This window comes from Streptomyces sp. V4I8 (genome assembly GCF_041261225.1).
Classification (GTDB): domain Bacteria; phylum Actinomycetota; class Actinomycetes; order Streptomycetales; family Streptomycetaceae; genus Streptomyces.
Window position 1 is genome coordinate 1,851,163 of record NZ_JBGCCN010000001.1, and the last position, 21,242, is coordinate 1,872,404.

The 21,242-nt window shown below is 72.3% G+C and carries 16 protein-coding genes and 1 pseudogene; 10 read left to right on the forward strand and 7 right to left on the reverse strand.

Annotation, left to right across the window (positions count from 1 at the left end; genetic code table 11):
- Window positions 1–169 precede the first annotated feature (169 nt).
- Window positions 170–961: pseudogene (locus tag ABIE67_RS08360) on the reverse strand (EamA family transporter); the annotation flags it as partial.
- 47 nt (window positions 962–1,008) lie between these two features.
- Between ABIE67_RS08360 and ABIE67_RS08365 the strand changes: the two are divergent.
- The 5 genes from ABIE67_RS08365 (at window position 1,009) to ABIE67_RS08385 (ending at window position 10,098) form a co-directional block, all read left to right on the forward strand.
- Window positions 1,009–2,484: a PLP-dependent aminotransferase family protein gene (locus ABIE67_RS08365; protein WP_370255663.1), complete on the forward strand. Its 1,476-nt coding sequence runs from the start codon at window positions 1,009–1,011 to the stop codon at window positions 2,482–2,484.
- Between the two features lie 132 nt (window positions 2,485–2,616).
- The gene (locus ABIE67_RS08370) at window positions 2,617–4,191 is read left to right on the forward strand and encodes an alkaline phosphatase (protein WP_370255664.1); all 1,575 of its coding nucleotides are present in this window, start codon (window positions 2,617–2,619) and stop codon (window positions 4,189–4,191) included.
- Window positions 4,192–4,393: 202 nt separating this feature from the next.
- Window positions 4,394–5,806, forward strand: coding sequence for an SWIM zinc finger family protein (locus ABIE67_RS08375; protein WP_370255665.1), 1,413 nt, complete (start codon window positions 4,394–4,396; stop codon window positions 5,804–5,806).
- Window positions 5,803–8,475: a DUF6493 family protein gene (locus ABIE67_RS08380; protein ID WP_370255666.1), complete on the forward strand. Its 2,673-nt coding sequence runs from the start codon at window positions 5,803–5,805 to the stop codon at window positions 8,473–8,475. Before ABIE67_RS08375 ends, ABIE67_RS08380 begins: the two co-directional genes overlap by 4 nt.
- A gap of 180 nt (window positions 8,476–8,655) precedes the next feature.
- Entirely contained in the window at window positions 8,656–10,098 is a 1,443-nt protein-coding gene (locus ABIE67_RS08385; protein ID WP_370255667.1) for an N-acetyltransferase family protein, read from the forward strand.
- Between the two features lie 3 nt (window positions 10,099–10,101).
- Here the strand turns inward: ABIE67_RS08385 and ABIE67_RS08390 are convergent, their stop codons facing one another.
- A complete protein-coding gene (locus ABIE67_RS08390) occupies window positions 10,102–11,343 on the reverse strand; it encodes a PLP-dependent aspartate aminotransferase family protein (protein WP_370268318.1) in 1,242 nt (413 codons plus the stop codon).
- Window positions 11,344–11,436: 93 nt separating this feature from the next.
- Between ABIE67_RS08390 and ABIE67_RS08395 the strand changes: the two genes are divergently transcribed.
- On the forward strand, window positions 11,437–11,943 hold the full coding sequence (locus ABIE67_RS08395; protein ID WP_370255668.1) for an Lrp/AsnC family transcriptional regulator: 507 nt from the start codon (window positions 11,437–11,439) through the stop codon (window positions 11,941–11,943).
- A 63-nt stretch (window positions 11,944–12,006) separates the two neighbouring features.
- Complete coding sequence (locus tag ABIE67_RS08400; protein WP_370255669.1) at window positions 12,007–13,695, forward strand: DUF885 domain-containing protein; 1,689 nt, start codon at window positions 12,007–12,009, stop codon at window positions 13,693–13,695.
- On the opposite strand, the gene ABIE67_RS08405 is transcribed toward ABIE67_RS08400, so the two are convergent.
- From ABIE67_RS08405 to ABIE67_RS08415, 3 genes are all read right to left on the reverse strand, one after another.
- Window positions 13,696–14,529 carry an SDR family oxidoreductase gene (locus tag ABIE67_RS08405; RefSeq protein ID WP_370255670.1) on the reverse strand — a complete coding sequence of 278 codons (834 nt, stop codon included), beginning with the start codon at window positions 14,527–14,529 and terminating at the stop codon, window positions 13,696–13,698.
- 136 nt (window positions 14,530–14,665) lie between these two features.
- Window positions 14,666–15,181 (reverse strand): immunity 21 family protein, encoded by a 516-nt coding sequence (locus ABIE67_RS08410; RefSeq protein ID WP_370255671.1) that lies wholly within the window; start codon window positions 15,179–15,181, stop codon window positions 14,666–14,668.
- A 56-nt stretch (window positions 15,182–15,237) separates the two neighbouring features.
- A complete protein-coding gene (locus ABIE67_RS08415) occupies window positions 15,238–15,714 on the reverse strand; it encodes a rhodanese-like domain-containing protein (protein WP_370255672.1) in 477 nt (158 codons plus the stop codon).
- A 123-nt stretch (window positions 15,715–15,837) separates the two neighbouring features.
- Between ABIE67_RS08415 and ABIE67_RS08420 the strand changes: the two genes are divergently transcribed.
- Window positions 15,838–16,284, forward strand: coding sequence for an Lrp/AsnC family transcriptional regulator (locus tag ABIE67_RS08420; RefSeq protein ID WP_370255673.1), 447 nt, complete (start codon window positions 15,838–15,840; stop codon window positions 16,282–16,284).
- Window positions 16,285–16,389: 105 nt separating this feature from the next.
- Here the strand turns inward: ABIE67_RS08420 and ABIE67_RS08425 are convergent, their stop codons facing one another.
- Window positions 16,390–17,811, reverse strand: coding sequence for a DUF6777 domain-containing protein (locus tag ABIE67_RS08425; protein ID WP_370255674.1), 1,422 nt, complete (start codon window positions 17,809–17,811; stop codon window positions 16,390–16,392).
- Between the two features lie 35 nt (window positions 17,812–17,846).
- Window positions 17,847–18,422 (reverse strand): LGFP repeat-containing protein, encoded by a 576-nt coding sequence (locus ABIE67_RS08430; RefSeq protein ID WP_370255675.1) that lies wholly within the window; start codon window positions 18,420–18,422, stop codon window positions 17,847–17,849.
- A 199-nt stretch (window positions 18,423–18,621) separates the two neighbouring features.
- On the opposite strand from ABIE67_RS08430, the gene ABIE67_RS08435 reads away from it, so the two are divergent.
- Both ABIE67_RS08435 and ABIE67_RS08440 read left to right on the forward strand, forming a co-directional pair.
- Entirely contained in the window at window positions 18,622–20,574 is a 1,953-nt protein-coding gene (locus tag ABIE67_RS08435; protein ID WP_370255676.1) for a histidine kinase, read from the forward strand.
- On the forward strand, window positions 20,571–21,206 hold the full coding sequence (locus tag ABIE67_RS08440; RefSeq protein ID WP_370268322.1) for a response regulator transcription factor: 636 nt from the start codon (window positions 20,571–20,573) through the stop codon (window positions 21,204–21,206). Before ABIE67_RS08435 ends, ABIE67_RS08440 begins: the two co-directional genes overlap by 4 nt.
- Window positions 21,207–21,242 lie beyond the last annotated feature (36 nt).

Here is a 21,242-nt window from a genome sequence, read left to right on the forward strand (position 1 = left end):
GCACGCGTGGGGGGCGCTGACCTGGAGTACGCATGCCTGGAGTACGCATGCCCGGAGTAGGCACGCTTGGGGTACGCCCGCGCGGGGCTCGCGTCAACGCGCCGGAGCCCAGGGCGACTCCGGTGCCGACCAGGGCGCTGCCCAGTGCCTGGACGGTGCCGTAGGAGCCGGTTCCGACGAGCGGGGCGGTGCAGGCGGCGGCCACCGGGATGAGGCCGGAGAAGAGCGTGGCGCGTTCGGCGCCGATCCGCTGCATGCCGATGTACCAGCACACGAAGCCGACGACGGTCACGATCACCGCCTGCCACAGGAGAGCGAGGGTCTCGGTGGTGTCGGGCCGTCGCAGCCACGCGGTGCCGTCCAGGAGCAGCCCGGCCACCGCGGACTCGACGGCGGCGATCCCGCACACCGTGGCGGACAGCAGCCGCGGGCCCAGGGGGCGCAGTACGGGCACCGCCAGGACCGCGAAGCCGACCTCGCCGACCAGTGCGCACACGGAGAACGCGAGGCCGGCGCCGTCCGTACGGCCCCAGCCCTGAACCGTGAACGCACCGACCGCAACGAGCGACGCCCCGTACAGGACGGTCCGTTGGGGTCGTCGCCGCCCGTCCATCAGGGGCACGACCACGGCCACGACCACGGGCGCGCAGCCGACGAGGACTCCGGGGACAGCCGGTTCGGCGGTGCGCTCGGCGGCGATGACGGCCAGGTTGAAGCCGACCATGCCGACCGCCGCGAGCACCACGAGGCGGGCCCACTGACGGGCGGCGAGAGCGCGCAACCGGGCCGCGGCGTCCCGTCCGGCGAGGGGGACGAGCAGGAGACAGGCGAGGGCGTAGCGCAGGAACTGGCCGCCGGCGTACGGGTAGTCGCCCAGGAGGCTGTTGGCGGTGAAGGATGCTCCGACGAGGACACAGGCGAGCGCGGCGAGGAGGGCTCCGCGCGTGGTGGTGGCGTTCATGGGAGCGACGCTAGGAACCGGCGCGGTCCGGATTAAGGTCCACTTTCATGACGTCATCGGAGACCAATCCCGCCGGTGGTCCGGAGCGGCAGGTGGCCTCCGCCGCCTGGGAGTTGCTTCTGCCGGCCGCTTCGGCGCCCGCACGCACGCGTGGGCGTTCGTTGCAGGCGGCGCTGCGGGAAGCGGTGCGGTCGGGGCGGCTGGCACCGGACACGCGGCTGCCGTCGAGCCGGGATCTGGCCGCCGACCTGGGCGTGTCCCGCGGGCTGATCACCGAGGCGTACGAGCAGCTGACGGCGGAGGGCTATCTGCGCAGCGGCCGGGGTGCGGGCACCTGGGTGGGCGGTGCCGTACGGGCCGCACGGCCACGCGCGCGTGACCTCGCGCCGCGTGCCACCGGTGCCCGGGCCGACTTCGTCCCCGGGACGCCGGACCTGTCGATGTTCCCGCGCGCCGCGTGGGCGGCCGCGCAGCGCGGGGTGCTGGCCGAGCTGCCGCACCACGAGCTCGGCTATCCCGACCCGCGCGGGCTCCCCCGGCTGCGGACGGCGCTCGCCGAACTGCTCGCACGCCGCCGGGGCGTGGTCGCGGACCCCGAGCGCATCGTGGTCGTCTCCGGAGTGGCGCAGGCGACGACGCTGCTCGGTTTCGTGCTGCACGCGCGCGGGCTGCGCGATGTCGGCGTGGAGAACCCCGGAAGCCCACAGCACGACGCCCTGTACGCCGCCGCGGGCGTCACCACGGTGCCGCTGCCGCTGGACGACGAGGGGCTCGTCCTGGGCCCGCTGCGGGAGTCGGGCGTACGGTCCGTCGTCGCGACGCCGGCCCACCAGTTCCCCACCGGAATCGCCTACTCCGCCCGTCGCCGTACCGAACTGCTCGACTGGGCGCGCTCCGTCGACGGGTTCGTCCTGGAGGACGACTACGACGGCGACTTCCGGTACGACCGCGCCCCCGTGGGCGCTCTCCAGGGCCTCGACCCGGAGCGCGTCGCCTACACGGGGTCGGTCAGCAAGTCCCTCGCGCCGGGGCTGCGGCTCGGCTGGCTGCTCGTACCAGAGGCACTGGCCGAGGACGTCGTCGAGCGCAAGCGGACCATGGATCTCGGGCATCCCACCCTCGATCAGGCGCTGTTCGCCCGGTTCGTGGAGCGCGGCGACTACGACCGCCAGCTGCGTCGGTGCCAGCGCGCGTACCGGGAGCGTCGCGACGCCCTCGTCTCCGCCCTGGAGGAGCATTTTCCGGGCGCCGAGGTGACCGGGATCGCCGCGGGTCTGCACGTCATCGCCGCGCTGCCGGACCGGTACGGGCCCCAGGAGGGGTTCCTCGGGCGCGTGGCCGCGGCCGGGGTGGCGGTACGCCCCCTGACCGGCTACTCACACGCGGACCACGCACACGCGCGTGCCGGGGAGGGCGGGGAGCAGGGTGTGCGGCTGGTCCTGGGGTACGCGCACCTGCCGCCGACACGGATCCGGGCGGGCGTACAGCTCATGGCGGAGGCGACCGCCGCGCGTCGGCGCTGAGCGCGACTCGGCATGACGCACCGGTTCCCTCGTGGATGCGGTCAGTTGTTCACTTGTGGTTTCCGCGTGCGCTGCGGCGCACCAGTAGTTGTGGCACTGCACACTGGCCGGATCCCGCCCCTGGAGGCCTCCATGTCACACCGTTCGTTCCCGGGCCGTCGCAGCGTTCTGCGCGGCTCGCTCGCCGCCTCGGCGGCGCTCACCTTGCCCACGGCGCTCGGCTCGGCACCGGCGTTCGCCCTGTCGGGGCGTCCCAGGGCGGGATGGGGCGTACAGACGGGAGACGTGACTCGCGACTCGGGGCTGGTGTGGGCGCGATCCGACCGGCCGGCCCGGATGATCGTCGAGACGTCCGCGACCGAGTCGTTCCGCAACCCGCGCAGATGGCAGGGCCCGCTGCTCGGCGCCGACACGGACTTCACCGGTACGACCCGGCTGCGCGGCCTGCCGTCCGGCGAGCAGATCCACTACCGCGTGCTGCTCGCCGACCCGGACGACCCGCGCCGCACCGGCGAGCCCGTCACCGGCACGTTCCGTACGGCCTCCGCGCGGCGTCGCGACGGGGTGCGCTTCGTGTGGTCGGGCGACCTCGCCGGTCAGGGCTGGGGCATCAACCCGGACTTCGGCGGCTACCGGATCTACAACGCGATGGCCGCGCTGGACCCGGACTTCTTCCTCTGCAGCGGCGACAACATCTACGCCGACGGCCCGATCTCGGCCTCGGTCGCCCTGCCCGACGGCAACACGTGGCGGAACATCACCACCGAGGAGAAGTCCAAGGTCGCCGAGACCCTGGCCGAGTTCCGCGGCAACTTCCGCTACAACCTGCTCGACGACAACCTCAAGCGGTTCAACGCCCAGGTCCCGTCCATCATCCAGTGGGACGACCACGAGGTGACCAACAACTGGTACCCCGGCGAGATCCTGGCCGACTCCCGCTACACCCAGAAGAACGTCGACGTCCTCGCCTCACGCGCCCGGCAGGCGTTCTCGGAGTACTTCCCCATCTCGACGCTGCGCCGCCCCGACGGCCGGGTCTACCGGGTGATCAACCACGGCCCGCTGCTGGACGTGTTCGTGCTGGACATGCGCACCTACCGCAACGCCAACTCGACGGACGACCAGGCCACCGACGCACAGGGCATCCTCGGCGCCGAGCAGCTGCGGTGGCTCAAGAGTGAGCTGTCCCGCTCCCGGGCCGTGTGGAAGGTGATCGCCTCCGACATGCCGCTGGGCCTGGTGGTGCCGGACACCGGCGACGGCAAGCCGAACATCGAGGCCGTCGCCCAGGGGGACCCGGGGGCGCCGCTGGGGCGGGAACTGCAGATCGCCGAGCTGCTGCGGTTCATCAAGCACCGCAGGATCACCGGCACGGTGTGGCTGACCGCCGACGTGCACTACACCTCGGCCCAGCACTACCAGCCGTCACAGGCTGCCTTCACCGACTTCGAGCCGTTCTGGGAGTTCGTCTCCGGCCCGCTCAACGCCGGCGCGTTCCCGGCGAACACGCTGGACAACACCTTCGGTCCGGACCGGGTGTTCATCAAGGCGCCGACGACCGCGAACGTCTCGCCTGCCGGCGGCTACCAGTTCTTCGGCGAGGTCGACATCGACGGCGACAGCGGTGAGCTGACGGTGCGCCTGCGCGAGTCCGACGGCACCGTGCTGTTCACGCAGGTCCTGCAGCCGGGCCGGGTCGGTCAGTAACTCCCGTAGCCTGGAACTTGTGCCGCGCACCGGTGTCATCCCCCGGTGGGCGGCGCGGTCGGTCGCGACTGCGGCTGTGACCGCGGTCGTGACTGGCCCGCAACTGCGGCGGCGGGCGCACCCGGCGCGGCGAACTCGACCCGAGAACAGATGTTTTCGCAGGCCAGAGCCGATTGTCAGTGGTCGCCTCTACGGTTTTTCCATGACGCGATCTTTGCAGGCCGTGGCCTATTGCCGACCCTCCGTGCTGGAGTCCGCAGCGGACGGACAGCGCCTGGGGCTCGAGACCTCACGGGGTGCGACGCCCTCGGGCGTCGAGGACCATCCGCGCTTCTTCGCGGGCTTCCTGACGTCCCCTCAGGTGGCCTCCGCCGCGCTGCTCGCGGTGGCCGACGTGGCGGCCGCGCGGTACTACCAGCGTCAGCTGCGCGCCTCCCTCGACCCGGTCGTGACCGGTAACGGTGACCGGCTGCGCTTCGAGTCCTTCTCCGGCTGCTGCGGGGTGTACGCCCGCCTGGACGTGCTGGAGCCGGGCCTGGACGGCGGCGATGTGGGGTACGGCACGACGAACGTCGACGTCAACAACCCGCTGCGCGAGGCCCTGTCCAGGATCGGCGCGGACGATCCGCTCCATCTGCGCGTGGGCCCTGAGGAGTTGGCGGTGACCACGCTGGACGGCCCGGTCGTCGAGAAGAAGGTGCCGCTCCCGGACCGCTGGCTGCGGGGCTTCGCGGAGGCCCAGGTGATAGCGGCGGGCTTCGACCTGCGGGCCGAACTGCCGGCCGCCGAGGCCGTGCGGTTCCTGCGGGCGCTTCCGCGCGGCGGGGCGCGCGGCGCCTCGGTGGGCGCGCGGTGGGTGGTGTCCTCGGGGAGCGGCGGGCTGCGGCCGACCACACGCGCGGTGCCCGGCGCGGTGTGCCTGCCCGGCCCGGAACGGCTGATCGCGCTCCAGCGGGTCCTGCGGCATGCCACTGCCCTGCGGGTGTACAGCCCCACGGTCACCGGCGGCGCGGCCGCGACGGCCAGTGCCTGGGAGGTGGTCCTGCCGGGCATGCGGCTGACGCTGACACTGTCGCCCGACGCCTCGCGCGGCTTCTCCGGCGAGGGCGGCGTCCTGGACGCGCTGGCCACCGACGAGGCCGCCGAGGACGCGGAGCTGGTCGCGGTGCTCCTCGCCTGGGAGCCCCGTGTCGACGTGTCCGACCTGGCCGCCGCCTCCGGCCTCACGCCCGAGCGCGTCCGGGCGGCCCTGATCCGCCTGGGCACATCGGGACGGGTCGGCTACGACACGGCGGAGGCGGCCTACTTCCACCGGGAGCTGCCGTATGACGCCGAGCGCGTGGATCGCCACAACCCGCGGTTGCGTTCGGCCCGGGCGCTGGTGGCGGCGGGCGCGGTCACGCTGGACGGCGCCGTCGGGACGGTGAGGGCGGAGGACGGACATGTGCACCGGGTGCGCGACGAGGCGGGCGTGCTCAGCTGCAGCTGTCTGTGGTGGGCGAAGTACCGGGGCGGGCGCGGGCCGTGCAAGCACGCGCTGGCGGTACGGATGGTGCGGCGAGGCCTCGCCGCGGCGGAACGGGACATGGCACGAGTCGACGGGGGTGCGCGATGAGTTCACTGATGGACGCGGTGAGGGCCGGTCGGACGGCCGAGGCGGTGAGCCTGCTGGATGGGATGACGGACGCCGAACGGCGGGCGCTCTTCCCCGAGTTGAAGGCACTGCGCAAGGAGCTGAGGGCGGACCAGTGGACCGCGCAGGCCCGGCGCGCCTATCCCACCCTGCATGCGGCGGGGACCGCGTGCCAGACCGGTGCGGCCGGCGTCTCGAGCTGGCTCGCGGCGTCCGACATGCGCTGGTGGCCCGCGTCACCGGGAGTGCTGATCGACCTCCTGGGCGACCGGGCGCCCGGCTGGCTCGGCGACGTGGCGCACCGGCTGGCCGAGCGGCCGGTCAGCTCGCAGGTGCCGTATGAGCTGATGGCGGGACTGGTACGGCTCTCCGGTCGCCCGGTGCCGACAACGGAGGCCTATGTCCACGGGTGGGTGGAGCACATCGGCCACGTCTGGCAGCGCGGCGACACCGTTCTGGACCGGCTGCGCAAGGACCCGCATCTCGCCCGGCTCGCGGCCGCATTGTTCGAGACGAACGACATCGGCAGCCGTCTGGCATGGACCTCTGACGAGGGTCCGAACAGCTGGACCGAGGCGCTCGCGCGGCTCACCGTCGAAGGCGTCCTGGACCGGAAGGCGACGGTCGACGCATGCGTGGCACGGCTGCTGCGGGGCGGTCCGGCCGCCGACCACCGGGTGTTCCTGCGCATGCTGAAGGCACTCGCCCTCACCCGCGACGAGGAGCGGGAACACACCGCCGACTGGCTGGCACTGGCCTCCGACGCCGCGTCCGTCGTGGCCGCGCACGGTCAGTCGGTGCTGGCGTCACTGGCCCTGGACGGCGAACTGACCACACGTCAACTGGCCGAGATGTCGGGCGCTGTCCTCTTCCGCACCGAGAAGAAGCTCGTGCGCTCCCAGCTGGTCCTGCTGGGCAAGGTGATCGCCCGTGACGCGTCCGCCGCCGATGAGCTGCTGCCCGCCGCCGCCCAGGCCTTCGGCCACGAGGACTCGGACGTGCAGGAGCGGGCGCTGAAACTGGTGGAGCGGCATGTCCGAAAGGCGGGCACCGCCGAGGTGCGGGAGGAACTCGCGTCGGCCGCCGAGCAGTTGATTCCCGCCCTGCGGAGGCGGGCCGCCCAGAACCTCGGGGCGTCCCCCGTGGCAGCCGAGCCCGTGACGTACGAGGAGGTGTTGCCGCCCGCGCCGGAACCGGCGCGTCTCGAGCCCGCACCCGGGTCTGCGACGGAACTCGCCGAAGAGGTCGGGGCGTTGCTTGCGGCCGGTGGGGACGTGGCGGCGTTCGAGCGGACCCTGGACGGACTCGTGCGGCATGCGTACCGCGACCGGGACACGCTGCTGGAGGCGCTGGAACCCCTGGTCGCGGGCCGCTGGTGGGACCAGAGGGATCCGCAGTACGGCGGATTCAGCGCGGACGACTACTTCACCAGACACCACGGTCTGACCAACGCTGCGCACGGCCTCGAACTCCTTCTCGCGACGCTGCGGGGGAAAGTACTCACCACCACGCTCCACAACGCCCTCCGGCGCTGGACCGTCAACACCGACTGCAGCCACAGCCCGCTCGCCCGAGCCTTCGAGGCCCGCATCTGGGAGGTGGCGTACCGGATCCGCAGCGAGCCGCTGCCGTTCCTGCTGTCGACGCCCACCTGGGGCACGGGTCTGCTGGAGCCGGACGAGCTGGTGACGCGCCTCGACGAGTACCGGCGCCTGGGGGCACGGGTGTCGGAAGCCGACTTCGCGCAGGCGCTGCTGCGGGTCCGGCGGGGCGACCGTGCGGTGGCCGAGACCGCCGCGGAGCGTGCGACGGCCCTCGGCACCTCCGACGGGAGGCGGCTCGCCCGGTGGCTGACCTCCGGGGCTCCCGCGATACCGGCGTACCGGCGTCGGACAGCAGAGGACCGCGTGCTCGTCGAGTCGGAGGAAGTAGCTGAACTGCAGGATGACTTCCCGCCCGCCTTCCGTGCGTTGGGACGACCCGTGAACGTGCTCCAGGGCCGCTGGCACTGCTACCACTGGAGCGACGACATGCGACAGCACTGGCTGGCCCTGCTGCCCGAGCAGCGCGAACTGGTGGCGGTCAGAATGCTGCGCGAACTCTCGGCGGTCGCCGTCCACGACACCCGAGGGGACGCGGCGATCCTGCCCCGGCTGGCCGAGTCGGGCGGCGAGGCCGGTGAGGCGGTCCACTTGGCCGTGGCGTACGGGCTCGGCGCGCGGCATCCGGAGGATCGGCTCGCCGCCGTGGACGCGCTGCTGGTGCTGGCGGCCCGCGAGCAGCTCGACACGGCCCGGATGGGCGCGGATCTGGGGCAGCTGGCGCGCAGCGGGGCCGTGAAAGCGTCACGGCTCGTGGAGTCGATGCGGACGGCGGCGGCCACGGGGGCGAACGCGACCATCTGGGGGATGCTCCGCCACACCCTGCCCATCCTGCTCGCGGACCTCGCGGACCTCGCGACCGGCGGGACGGCCACTCCACCACGCGGACTCGCGGATCTCCTGGCCGTCGCCGCGGAGTGCGCCGAACGGACGGGGGCCCACGAGGACATGCCGCACCTGGCACGGGCGGCGGACCGCCGCGGCTCGTCCCGGCTTGTGACCCAGGCCCGACGGCTGCGCAGCGCGCTGGCGGAGGGGGTGGCCGCCTGACGAGGCACGGCACCGCCCCGCCCCCGGCCGGACCGCCCGGCCGGCCGGTCCGCGCCGCCCGCAGCGCGCCACATAATTGAATAGGGCACAAACCCGGCATAAGCCTTCTTTACCGCCCGGTCACAATGCGTTCGTGATCACGCAACACCCTTCCTTCACAGTGGCTGCATGAGTCGAGACATGTCTGATGTGACCCGTGCGAGGCACGGACGTCCCGTACACCACTGGCGGCGAAACGTCATCCAGCTGGCCGCGCTCCTCACGGCGGTGGCCGTGGTCGACGGGGCGGCGAACCTGGCCGGGCACGGGCCCGGCGGACCGGCGCTGCTGCTGGTTTCGGCGACAGCCCTGGTCCTCGCGGCGGGGTTCCACTCATGGTGGGCTCGCAGCCGCGGTCACGCACCGCCGTCGGGCGATACCGGTGCCCGGCCGCGCTCCGAGGAGCAGGCCGGGTCGTCCGGGCAGTCGCGGGAGTCGTCCGCGACAGTGTCCGGGGAGAGTGCGCTGTGGCGGATGCGGACGACGGTGAAGGACGAACCGGGGTCGCTGGCGGCGCTGTGCGCGGCGCTCGCCGGGCTGCGGGTGGACATCCTGAGCCTGCAGACGCATCCGCTGGCCGAGGGCACGGTGGACGAGTTCCTGCTCCGTGCGCCCGGCGGCGTCGCGGCGGCCGAGATCGCCCAGGCGGTGCCGGTGGCCGGTGGTGCCGGGACCTGGATCGAGCGGGCCGACGCCCATGACCTCGTGGACGCGCCGACCCGGGTGCTGGGCCTCGCCACCCGCACCGCCCTGGACGCGGCGGAACTCCCGCTGGCGCTGCGGCAGTTGCTGGGCCGGTGCACCATCCGGTCGCTGCCCGCGGTACCGGCCGGGGGCGGCCGGGGACCGAAGGCGGTACCGGTGGAGGGGGCGCTCGAGGACACCGTGATGCGGCTGCGGGCACCGGAAGGTGGAGTGATCACCGTGGAGCGGCCGTATCTGCCGTTCACGCCGACCGAGTTCGCGCGGGCGCGGGCGCTGGTGGAGCTGGACGCCCGGCTCGGCCCGCGCGTGCCGCGCAGCCAGGACGTGCTGACGCTGCCCGAGGGCAACGACATCACCGTGCGCAGGGTGGACATCGGTGATCTGCGGGCCGCGAAGGAGATGCACGAGCGGTGCTCGGCGCGGACGCTGGGGATGCGGTACCACGGGCCGGTGGGTGACGCGGACCGCTATCTGAACCATCTGCTCAGCCCCCGCTTCGGCCGCACGATCGCCGTACAGACCGCGTCGGGCCGCATCGTCGGCCTCGGTCACCTCCTGTGGGACGGCGACGAGACGGAGATCGCGCTGCTCGTCGAGGACGCCTGGCAGCGGCGCGGCATCGGCGGCGAGTTGCTGCGCAGGCTGGTGGGGATGGCGGTGGAGGCCGGCTGCGCGAGCGTGTACGCCGTGACGCAGTCGTCCAACACGGGCATGGTCGCCGCGATGCGTGGCCTGGGGCTCCCCCTCGACTATCAGATCGAGGAGGGGACCCTGGTCATCACCGCGCGGTTGGCTCCGCCGGTTGCGCCGGAGGGGGCCGTGGAGGTTGTGGGGCGTGTGTCGAGTGCGGGTGAGTGGGGGCAGCCCGAAACGCCGTAGGGGCTATGGCCGGCCGGCGGCCGCGGGTTCGTTGTGGCTGGTCGCGCCCTGCGGCGGAGCCTCATGTCGATAGAGCCCCGCGTCCCTGTGGGGGTGCGCCGCCGTTCCCAGCGCCCCGTCCAGATCCGCCCACAGGTCCTCCACGTCCTCCAGGCCCACCGACAACCGCAGCAAGCGGTCGCTGACGCCGGCGTCGCGGCGGTCGTCCGCGTCGACGATGCGGTGGCTGATGGAGGCCGGGTGCTGGATGAGGGTGTCGACGCTGCCAAGGCTCACGGCGGGGGTGATCAGGCGGACGCCGGCGATGACCTCGTGCGGGTCGTCGTGGACCTCGAAGGCGATCATGGCGCCGCCGAGGCGCGGATAGTGGACGCGGGCGACGCGCGGGTCGGTGGCGAGGCGGCGGGCGAGTTCGGCGGCGGTCTCCGAGGCGGCCCGGACGCGTACGGGGAGGGTCGACAGGCCACGCAGCAGCAGATAGCCGGCCAGCGGATGCAGGACGCCGCCCGTGGCGAACCGTATCTGCCGGAGCCGCCCGGCGAACTCCTCGTCGCAGGCCACCACGCCCGCCAGCACGTCCCCGTGCCCGCCGAGGTACTTGGTGGCGCTGTGCAGGACCAGCCGTGCGCCGTGTTCGGCGGGGCGCTGGAGCACGGGCGTGGCGAAGGTGTTGTCCACGAGCAGCGGCACGGAGCCGCAGGCGTGGGCCACCGCCCGCAGGTCCACTTCGGTGAGCGTGGGGTTCGCCGGGGTCTCGACCATCACCAGGCCGGTGTCCGGACGCAGCGCCTCCGCGATTCCGGCGGGGTCGGTCCAGGTCACCTCCGTGCCCAGCAGTCCGGCGGTGAGCAGATGGTCGCTGCAGCCGTACAGCGGACGTACGGCGACGACGTGGCGCAGGCCCATCGAGGCCCGTACGAGAAGAACCGCGGTCAGTGCCGCCATCCCGCTGGCGAAGGCGACCGCCGCCTCGGTGCCCTCCAGGCGGGCCAGGGCGGTTTCGAAGCGGGCGACGGTGGGGTTGCCGAGGCGGCCGTAGACGGGCGGGCCGTCCGGCTCGGCGCCGGTGGTCGCGAAGGCGTCGATGCGGGCGGCCTCGCCGCGGCTGTCGTAGGAGGGGTAGGTGGTGGACAGGTCGATCGGCGGGGCGTGCAGTCCCTGCCGGGCGAGGTCGTCGCGGCCGGCGTGGACGGCCTCGGTGGCGAGTGCTCTAGGTGCGGTGCGTACGTCGTCGTACCCGTGCATACCGGCGTATGCCTCCCTGCTCGCTGGATCCATGGGCGGAAGACTGAACAACGGACGGGCCACACGGACCGGGCCCCGTGCTACGTTCGGCCAATGGCCGAATCTGTCGTACTGGATCCGGTCGATCTGCATCTGCTGCGGCTCCTGCAGAACGACGCCCGGACCACCTACCGCGATCTCGCCGTGCAGGTCGGGGTCGCACCGTCGACGTGTCTGGACCGGGTGACACGGCTGCGCCGTTCGGGCGTGATCCTCGGCCATCAGCTCAGGCTGGACCCGGCCAAGCTGGGCCGCGGGCTTCAGGCACTGCTGTCCGTGCAGGTCAGGCCGCATCGGCGGGAGTTGGTGGGACCGTTCGTGGAGCGGATCCGGGCGCTGCCGGAGTCATTGACCGTCTTCCATCTCACCGGCCCCGACGACTATCTCGTGCATGTCGCGGTCGCGGACATGGCGGATCTGCAGCGGCTGGTGCTCGACGAGTTCACCGCCCGGCGCGAAGTGGCGCGGGTGGAGACCCGGTTGATCTTCCAGGAGTGGGACTGCGGGCCGTTGCTGCCACCCGACGCGCCGGAGAACACGCCCTCAGCGAAATCCGGCTGACGTGGGCGAGCGCGAGCGAAACCGGGCTGACGCGGCACCGGTCGCCGTATGAGGATGGGGCGTATGTCTGAGACCAACAGCCCGCTGCCCCGCGAGGTCGCCGACGCGTATGTCGACGAGCTCATCGCCCTCGACCCGGTCACCGGTACGTATCTCGGCGTGAAGGAGAGTTCGAGCAGGCTCCCCGACCTCTCGCCCGCGGGCCAGGAGGCGCTCGCGGAGCTTCAGCGGGCCACCCTCGCGCGACTCGACGAGGCCGAGCGCGCGCCCGGGGCGGACAGTGACATCGAGCGCCGGTGCGCACGCCTGCTGCGCGAGCGGCTGACCGCGGAACTCGCCGTGCACGATGCCGACGAGGGCCTGCGCTCGGTCGGCAACATGGCCACGCCCGCCCACTCGGTCCGCGAGATCTTCACCGTCACCCCGAACCAGACCGACGAGGACTGGGCGGCGATCGTCGAGCGGCTGCGCGCGGTGCCGACCGCGTACGCGGGGTACCGCGAGTCCCTCGCGCAGGGTCTGGAGCGCAAGCTGTACGCGGCCCCGCGCCCGACCGCCACGTTCATCGAGCAGCTCACCGAGTGGTCCGACACGGGCGAGGGGCAGGGCTGGTTCGAGGACTTCGTGTCCGCCGGTCCGGAGGCGCTGCGCGCGGAGCTGGACGAGGCCGCCCGCGGGGCGACGGCCGCCGTGGTGAAGCTGCGGGACTGGGTGCGTGACGTGTACGCGCCGGCGATCGAGGGTGCGCCGAACACGGTGGGCCGCGAGCGATACGCCCGCTGGGCGCGCTACTTCAACGGCACGGACCTGGACCTGGACGAGGCGTACGCGTACGGCTGGGCCGAATACCACCGTCTGCTCGGCGAGATGAAGAAGGAGGCCGACAAGATCCTCCCGGGCGCCGCGACGCCGTGGGTGGCGCTGGCGCACGTCGACGAGCACGGCACGCACATCGAGGGCGTCGACGAGGTCCGTGAGTGGCTCCAGGGCCTGATGGACGAGGCGATCGAGAAGCTGGACGGCACGCACTTCGAACTCGCCGAGCCGGTACGGAAGGTGGAGTCGCGCATCGCCCCGCCCGGCGGTGCGGCGGCGCCGTACTACACCTCCCCGTCGGAGGACTTCTCGCGTCCGGGCCGCACCTGGCTGCCGACGATGGGCCAGAACCGCTTCCCGGTCTACGACCTCGTCTCGACCTGGTACCACGAGGGCGTGCCGGGCCATCACCTCCAACTCGCGCAGTGGACGTACGTCGCCGGGAACCTCTCCCGCTACCAGGCCACGGTCGGCATGGTCAGCGCCAACGCCGAGGGCTGGGCGCTGTACGCGGAGCGGCTCATGGACGAGCTCGGCTTCCTCACGGACCCGGAGCATCGGCTCGGCTACCTGGACGCGCAGATGATGCGGGCGGCCCGCGTCATCGTCGACATCGGCATGCACCTGGAGCTGGAGATCCCGGCCGACTCGCCGTTCCACCCGGGCGAGCGGTGGACTCCGGAGCTGGCGCAGGAGTTCTTCGGCGCGCACAGCAGCCGTCCGGCGGACTTCGTGGAGAGCGAGCTGACCCGGTATCTGACGATTCCGGGCCAGGCGATCGGCTACAAGCTCGGCGAGCGGGCGTGGCTGCTGGGCCGCGAGAAGGCACGGGAGCGGCACGGCGACGCGTTCGACCTCAAGGCGTGGCACATGGCGGCCCTGTCCCAGGGGTCGCTGGGCCTGGACGACCTGGTGGACGAACTGGCCGCCCTGTGATCAACGCCGGAAACCACCCTCGGAGTTGATGACCTCACCGGTGATCCAGCCCGCCTCGTCCGTCGCGAGCCAGGCGATGAGGCGGGCCGGGTCGTCGGGCATGCCCCACCGGCCGGCGGGGAAGGCGGCCGCCACGGCCTCGTAGGTCTCGCCGGTCAGGTAGTCCGTGTCCACGGGGCCGGGGTTGACGGTGTTCACCGTGATCCCCCGCTCTGCGAGCGTGGTCGACAGGGAGCGGGTGATCGAGGCGAGGGCGCCCTTCTGGAGGGCGTAGGCGATCTCGCCGGGCATGCCGCCCGCGATGTCCTGGCCGGAGGTCATCATCACGACGCGCCCGCCGGGGCCGGCCGGCCGCAACCGGGCATGGGCCTGGACGAGGAGCAGCACCGCCCGTGTGTCTACCGCCCAGTGCGTGTCGAGCATCGCGGCGTCGATCTCGTCGAGGGTGCCGTCGGAGCCGCTGACGGCGTGGTTGGCGATCAGGATGTCGAGCCGCCCGCCGAGTGCCGAGGCGGCCGTGGCGACCAGCTCGGCGGGCGCGGCCGGATCGGAGAGGTCGCCGGGACCCGCGAGGACCTGGGCATCGGGGTCGCCGAGCGCGTCGCGCACGGAGGCGACGACCTCCCCGGGCCGGTCGGCTCCCCAGGGCATGGCGGCGTCGTGCGGCACATGGTGGTGCAGATAGACGCTCGCCCCGTAGGCGGCGAGCCGTCGGGCCACGGCATGACCGATGCCGGCCCGTCTGCTGGCTCCGGTGACCAGGGCGGTCCGGCCACGCAGGGGAAGGGGGTCGCGACGCAGGTCTTCGGGGGCGGGGTGCGGGAGTCGGGGCATGACAGATCATGATGGGGAACGGTTGGGTACGGCGCACCTGGTTATCCACCAAGGCCGCTGAGCCGGCGCGAAACCCCCGAGGTCAGCGGGGATGCCTGGCAATTTCGGCACGGAGCACCGTGGTGGCAGCAGCCGGTCAGTGCGGCAGCCGTCGGAGCTGGACGAGCCCCAGCCAGGTCTCGGGCCCCGGCTGCACGTGCGCCGCGCGCACCGCGTACGCCCCGGGCTCCAGCGCCACCCGCAGATGCCCGGTCCGTTCCGTCTCGCGTCCCGGCCAGGCCGAGTCGAACAGGACCACCGTGCCCGGCACCTTCCAGCGCACCTCGGGTTCCCATACGGCCATGGCGAGGGCGGCCGGAACCCGGGACAGCAGTTCCGCCTCGGAGTCGGCGGCGCGCCACCGTACGAAGATGCCCTGGTCCGGCAGATAGGCGGTCGAGGCGGGCTCGTCACCCAACACCAGTGCCGCGCTGTCACCCACGGGCAGCAGTCCCACGGATCCGTCGACCTCGCAGGCCCGGTCGTAGTCCGAGGCCGTCTCGTCGCCGTCGGCGCCCGCCCAGAACGGCAGCACCGTCTCCGGTATCGCTATCAGCGGGCCGCCGCCCGACTCCACCCACTCCACCGCGCCCGGTTCCGCGTATCGCACCATGGCAGCAGAACCTACACGCACAGGGCGCACACGCGTCACCGTGCCCAACCCCGGCCTCAGCAGCCACAGTTCTCCGCGTCCACCGGGACCGTCAGCGGGTCGGCGGCGCGCCGCTCGCGGCCCTCCCAGGTCTCGTACGCGAAGCCCTCGCGTGCCCAGTACTCGAAGCCGCCGAGCATCTCCTTGACCTGGTAGCCCAGTTCGGCGAGGGCGAGGGCGGCACGGGTCGCGCCGTTGCAGCCGGGGCCCCAGCAGTAGGTCACGACGGGCACGGACCGGTCGAGGAGCTGCTCGGCCTGCTCGGGGATCAGGGCGGTGGGGAGGTGGATCGCGCCCGGAATGTGGCCCTGGTCCCAGGACTCGGTGGAGCGGGAGTCCAGGACGACGAAGCCGGGGTCGCCGTCGGCGGTGAGTGCGGCGGCGACGTCCGACACGTCGGCGTGGAAGACGAGGCTCGCGCGGAAGTAGGCGGCGGCGTCGGCCGGCGCGGCGGGTGCGACGCGGAGTACGGGGTTCACGGCGGTGGTGGTCATCGTCTTGTCCCTCCCGGACGGATCTCGATGCCCAGAAATCTACGGTCGGTGATCCACTTCCTGAAGGGCCGTTCCACGGTGCGCACCTTGATTCACCGAGGATTCCCCTGCTATTCCTCGCACATGACCGCGTATTCCCCGGACGCCACCGACTGGCGCATCCTCGACGTCCTCCAGCGGGAGGGCCGGGCCAGTTTCGCCGAGCTCGCCCGCGCCGTCTCCATGTCCGCGAGCGCGGTCACCGAGCGGGTGCGCCGCCTGGAGGAGGCGGGTGTCATCCAGGGGTACGCCGCCGTGGTCGACCCCGAGCGGCTGGGGCTGCCGATCCTGGCCTTCGTGCGCCTGCGGTACCCGAACGGCAACTACAAGCCGTTCCACGACCTGGTCACCGCGACGCCCGAGATCCTGGAGGCCCACCACGTGACGGGCGACGACTGCTTCGTCATCAAGGTCGCCGCCCGTTCGATGCGGCATCTGGAGGAGGTGTCCGGCAAGATCGGCGCGCTGGGCTCGGTGACGACGAGTGTCGTCTATTCATCCCCGCTGCCCCGCCGCCCGCTGGGCCGCTGACGTCACCCGCATGCGGCCGGGGGCCGACGCGGAGTGGAACATCCGCGCCGGCCCCCGGCCGCCTCCAGCGCCCCTTTCAGCGCCCCTTCCAGCGCCGGACCCGGCTCAGCACTGGCCGAGTCCCCCCGCGGCGGGATCTTCCTGGAGTGCGGTGGCCGTGACCCAGCCGAGGTCCCCCGACCTGAGATGGAGCTGCACCCACAGGTCGCTTGCGGAGCCGTGGGCGTCGGTGGGCTCGCCGTGGCCGTAGCACGTCGCCGGGTACTCGCCTCCCGCTGCCACATGGCTGACCTGGGCACTGGTGGACGAGGGGGACTCACGCACCGGTGCGTCCGCGAGGGCGATCATCGTGGTCGTCCCTGTGTCCTCAGTGGGCGAGGGGGTGAGGGAAGGCGACTCCGTCACCACGGACGGATCCGCGTCCGGTGCCACGGTGAGCGTCACATTGGAGCCCTTGGCGACTCGCTCGTCCGCGGCCGGGTCCTGACCGACGACGGTGCCGGGGGCCGTGCCGGGGACAGTGCCGGGGGCGGCGCTGCCCGATGACCCGTCATTCGTCTGTATCCGCAGCCCCTGCGCCGAGAGGATCTCCGTAGCCTCCTGGACGGACAAACCCGTCACTGGCGGAACGTCGACTTCGGCGTCCTGGGTGCCGGGGTCCTCCGGCAGCGGCTCGTCCCGCGTGCCATCGGTTCCGGGCCGGCGCACGATCCCCGCGTCCTTCTTGTCGACGTCGACCAGTTGGTAGCTCTTCACCTCGTCCTTCACGTCTGTGCGCTCGACCTTGACGATCTTGTTGGGGTCGTACGACTGCCACTTCCTGCTCTTGCCCTTGAAGGTCACGTCGACGCTGTCGACATCGTGCTCGAAGGCGCCGAGCGGGTTGCCGCAGCTGCACTGCACGACCGGCCGCCCGTACAGGTCGACCAGGACGGCGATGCCCGCTTCGAGCAGGGCGTCGAAGGGAACCGCCTTGCCCTTCTTGTAGTCGTGGTTCTTCACCAGGGTGTCGTTGCGCAGCACCACGGGCGTGAGCTTCTTCACGAAGCCCTCGATCTCGTCGACTCCGATGCCCTGCACACCGGCCCACTCCACGGCCTTTTGGCGGTGGGCGGGGTCCTTGAGGAAGCGGGCGAGTTTGTTCTTGGCGCAGCCCCTGTTGGTCCGCGACCCGCCGTACAGGCCGGGCTGGTCGCCCCTCTTCGTACCGCCCTCAAGGGCGAGGGCCCCGCTGACCAGGGCGTCCGTCCCCAGGCGGAGTGCCTGCCGGAAGAAGGGCGCGGCGGCCGGCGCTCCGCGGGCGACCGCCTTCACGGCGACCTTGGTCAACACCCCCGTGCAGGCGGTGGTCGTGAGGGCGAGAGAGAGCGTGACGAGGATCGCCGCCATGGCGACGGAAACACGCCTGGCGTGCCCCGTCCGTCCGGCGTGCCCCATCCGTCCGGCGTGCCCTGCCCGTCCGGCGTGAGCGATCCGTCCGGCCTGAGCGATCCGTGCGAACCGTCCGGTCCCCCGTATGCGTTTCATGGTCATCCCTCTTGTGGTGAGACTGTGGCCTTGAGTCAGCGAGTGCTGGCCGAGAGCGTCCAACCCTGGCGGCACGTCGATCCGAAGGTGCCGTCGTCGCAGCCCTCGACGATGAAGCGGTAGTTGCCCGTCGTGTGCTTCCGCACCCACGCGCGGCCGAAGGTGCCGCCGCGCAACTCGCGCTGTTCTCCCCGGGGTTCGTAGGAGCTGTAGTAGCGCAGGAGGAAACGGTCGTAGCTGTAGGGCGCGGTCGTTCCCCAGTCGGCGAAGGCGTAGCCGCGCCATTCCCAGGCGGCGATGACCATCTGCGTGCCCTGGCTGGGTGACCAGGTGATCTGGCCGTTCTCGAAGGTCTGGCGCTTGCCCTTCCACACCCCGTCGACGGTGACGTTCTTCGTGGTGTTGATCGGGCATCCGAGCCAGCCGTCCGTGCCTCCGAGGTCCTGCCAGCGGTCGGCGATGTACTCGTTGCGGCTGACGGGCTTGCACTCGTCCGCCGCCGACGAGTCCGCCGCCGACGAGGCCGCGGCGGCGGGAAGGGGGCCGGTGAGTACGGCGGCGAGTGCGACAGCCGCGGCTGCGAGAGAGCGGCGGGCGGTGACTGTACGCATGGTGGTCTCCCAGGTGTGGTTCGTGGAGGTCCGGGCGAAGGTCCGGGTCAAGGCCCGTCGGCGCTCCGCCCGTCCGAGTGAATGCCGGTCCCTGGACTGTCCCGGAGCAGCCGCCGTCACCGCATCGAAGCTGGCACGGGAGCAACTCTGCGTGTCAGCACGGATACTGAGGGCCCCACTCCGCCTCTACCGTGGGGCCATGCCCTGGCCTCGTCGTCTCTCCCTGGCAACCGCCCTGCTGACCGCGGTGCTGATCGTGGCGTGCTGCGTTCTGACGGCCGCCGCGCCGGACCTCTCGGCCGGGCTCCTGTTCGGGCTGGCCTCGGCCGTGGTCGCGGGCGCGCTCTCCACCGGGCTGGGCGTGTTCGTCTCGCGCCGTCGCCCCGCCAACCTGGTGGGCTTCCTGCTCACGTTCATCGGCTCGGTACCGCCGCTGGAAACCCTCTTCGACATCTACGCCCAGGTGAGCCTCACTCGCCCACTACCGGGCGCCGAGACGGTCCATCAGCTGGCCTCGGGGATGTGGACCCTGTGGTACGTGCCGGTTCTGCTGCTGATGTTGTTCTTTCCCGCCGGCCGACTGCCCCCCGGCCGTTTCCCGCGGCTGGTGCTGTACGGCGTACTGATCGTCACGCCCGTCTTCATCCTCGTGGCCGCCGTGGACCCGACCCCGTACGACCCGCCGTTCGAGGAGTTCGGGCATCCCATGCCCACCCTGCCCGAGTCGGTGATCTGGCCCCTCCTGGTGCCGCTGCTCGGGCTGTTCATGGTGCTTCTGGTCTCCTCGGCGCTGGTGATGTGCCACCGCTACCGCGCGGCCGACCCGGTCGAGCGGGCACAGCTGAAGTGGTTCGGGCTGGGTACCGTCGCGCTGCCCGGCACGCTGCTGCTGTGCTGGGTCAACTACCTGCTGTTCGGCGAGCTCACCGCACTGATCTGGGTGGGCCTGGCCGCACTCGCTCTCGGTGTGCCCTCGCTCACCGCGCTCGCGATCCTGCGCCACGACCTGTACGACGTGGACCGTGCCACCAGCGCCGTCGTGACCTGGGGCCTGGTGACCGCCGGGCTGCTCGCGGTCTACAGCGCCGCGTCCATCACCGGCGGTCTGGCGCTGGGACGGGGCAGTGCGGTGGTGACGGCCGCGGTGACGGCACTGGTCGCCGTGGCCCTCGTGCCGGCGAAGAACCGGGTGCGCCGGTGGGTGGACCGGCGGTTCTACCCCGTCCGGGAGCGGGCGCTGGCGGCCGTGGCGACGCTGGAGCGTGAGGTGCACGCGGGGCGGGCACGGCCCGAGCAGCTGGAGGAAGTGCTCCGGGACGCGCTGCGCGAGCCCCGGCTGCGGGTCGGGTTTCTGCTGCCGGGCGGCACGGAGTTCCACGACACGGTCGGCACGCCGGTGGCGCTGGGCACCGAGGTGCGGCTCGCCGGGCGCCCCATCGGCATCATCGACGGACCCTGCCCGCGCGAGGTCGCCACCGCCAGCGCGCTGCTCGTCGAGACCGTACGGTTGCGGCTCGAACTCCGTCAGGCGCTCAGCGAGGTGGAGGCCAGCCGCGGGCGGCTGCTGCGGACCGGATATCGCGAACGGCGCCGCCTGGAGCGGGACCTGCACGACGGTGCCCAGTCGCGGCTGGTCAGCCTCGGCATGGCGCTACGGCTCGCGCAGCGCCATCTCGATGACGGCAGCGTCGACGTCGACGGACTTCTCGACCAGGCCGTGGCCGAACTGGGCACGGCGGTCGCGGAGTTGCGTGAACTGGCGCACGGGCTGCGGCCCAGTTCCCTCGACGACGGGCTGGGCCCCGCTCTGGAGTCCCTGGCGATACGGGCTCCGGTGCGGCTCGACTGGCGGCTCGACGGGCGGGTGCTGCCCGACGACGTCGCCACCACCGCGTACTACGTCGCCAGTGAGGCCGTCACCAACGCCGTCAAGCATGCCGAGGCCACGAGCATCGGAGTCGTCGTCGGCGAGAACGACGACGGGTCGCTGCGCGTGACCATCCGGGACGACGGGCGCGGCGGCGCCGACCCCCGCGGGGGCTCGGGGCTCTCGGGGCTCAAGGACCGAGTCGCCGCGCTCGGCGGACTGCTGCACATCAACAGCAGCCCCGTCGGTACGACCGTGGAGGCGGTGCTGCCGTGCGTATCGTGATCGGTGAGGACTCCGCACTGTTCCGGGAGGGCCTGGCACGGCTGCTCGCGGACGCCGGCCACGACATCGTCGCCCGCGCCGCCGACGCGCCCGCGCTCGTCTCCGCCGTCACCGAGAACCGCCCCGACCTGGCCGTCATCGACATTCGTATGCCACCGGACCTCACCGACGACGGAGCCCGCGCCGCCCGGCGGATCCGGGAGAGCTTTCCCCGGCTCGGCATCGTGCTGCTCTCGCAGCACATCGAGACCCGCAACGCCGTGGAACTGGTGGCCCAGGGCCGTTTCGGCTACCTCCTCAAGGACCGTGTCTTCGACGTGGACGACTTCCTGGACGCGTTGCTCCGCGTCGCCGGCGGCGGCTCCGCCCTCGACCCCGAGGTCGTCGCCCGCATGATCGGCGCCCGCCGCGACCCCCTCGCCTCGCTCACCCCCCGCGAGCTGGAAGTCCTGGCCCTGATGGCCGAGGGCCACACCAACCTGGGCATCGCGCGGCGCCTGTGGCTGACCGAGCGGACCGTGGAGACCCATGTCGCCTCGATCATGGCGAAGCTGGGCCTCGGCACCGGTGCGGAACACAACCGCCGCGTCCTGGCAGTCCTCGCCTATCTCACGGCCCGGGGCGGCAGTTAGGCACGGGTGCCCCCCCCGGCGCGGGCTCTCGTCGGT

What these genes read in the sequence shown, in the direction of transcription:
- ABIE67_RS08380 (WP_370255666.1), top strand. Translation starts at nt 5,803, where the DNA reads ATGAGTTCACTGATGGACGCGGTGAGGGCCGGTCGGACGGCCGAGGCG.
- ABIE67_RS08425 (WP_370255674.1), bottom strand. Translation starts at nt 17,811, where the DNA reads ATGAAACGCATACGGGGGACCGGACGGTTCGCACGGATCGCTCAGGCC.
- ABIE67_RS08390 (WP_370268318.1), bottom strand. Translation starts at nt 11,343, where the DNA reads ATGCACGGGTACGACGACGTACGCACCGCACCTAGAGCACTCGCCACC.
- ABIE67_RS08410 (WP_370255671.1), bottom strand. Translation starts at nt 15,181, where the DNA reads ATGGTGCGATACGCGGAACCGGGCGCGGTGGAGTGGGTGGAGTCGGGC.
- ABIE67_RS08435 (WP_370255676.1), top strand. Translation starts at nt 18,622, where the DNA reads ATGCCCTGGCCTCGTCGTCTCTCCCTGGCAACCGCCCTGCTGACCGCG.
- ABIE67_RS08395 (WP_370255668.1), top strand. Translation starts at nt 11,437, where the DNA reads ATGGCCGAATCTGTCGTACTGGATCCGGTCGATCTGCATCTGCTGCGG.
- ABIE67_RS08420 (WP_370255673.1), top strand. Translation starts at nt 15,838, where the DNA reads ATGACCGCGTATTCCCCGGACGCCACCGACTGGCGCATCCTCGACGTC.
- ABIE67_RS08430 (WP_370255675.1), bottom strand. Translation starts at nt 18,422, where the DNA reads ATGCGTACAGTCACCGCCCGCCGCTCTCTCGCAGCCGCGGCTGTCGCA.
- ABIE67_RS08375 (WP_370255665.1), top strand. Translation starts at nt 4,394, where the DNA reads ATGACGCGATCTTTGCAGGCCGTGGCCTATTGCCGACCCTCCGTGCTG.
- ABIE67_RS08405 (WP_370255670.1), bottom strand. Translation starts at nt 14,529, where the DNA reads ATGCCCCGACTCCCGCACCCCGCCCCCGAAGACCTGCGTCGCGACCCC.
- ABIE67_RS08415 (WP_370255672.1), bottom strand. Translation starts at nt 15,714, where the DNA reads ATGACCACCACCGCCGTGAACCCCGTACTCCGCGTCGCACCCGCCGCG.
- ABIE67_RS08385 (WP_370255667.1), top strand. Translation starts at nt 8,656, where the DNA reads ATGTCTGATGTGACCCGTGCGAGGCACGGACGTCCCGTACACCACTGG.
- ABIE67_RS08400 (WP_370255669.1), top strand. Translation starts at nt 12,007, where the DNA reads ATGTCTGAGACCAACAGCCCGCTGCCCCGCGAGGTCGCCGACGCGTAT.
- ABIE67_RS08365 (WP_370255663.1), top strand. Translation starts at nt 1,009, where the DNA reads ATGACGTCATCGGAGACCAATCCCGCCGGTGGTCCGGAGCGGCAGGTG.
- ABIE67_RS08370 (WP_370255664.1), top strand. Translation starts at nt 2,617, where the DNA reads ATGTCACACCGTTCGTTCCCGGGCCGTCGCAGCGTTCTGCGCGGCTCG.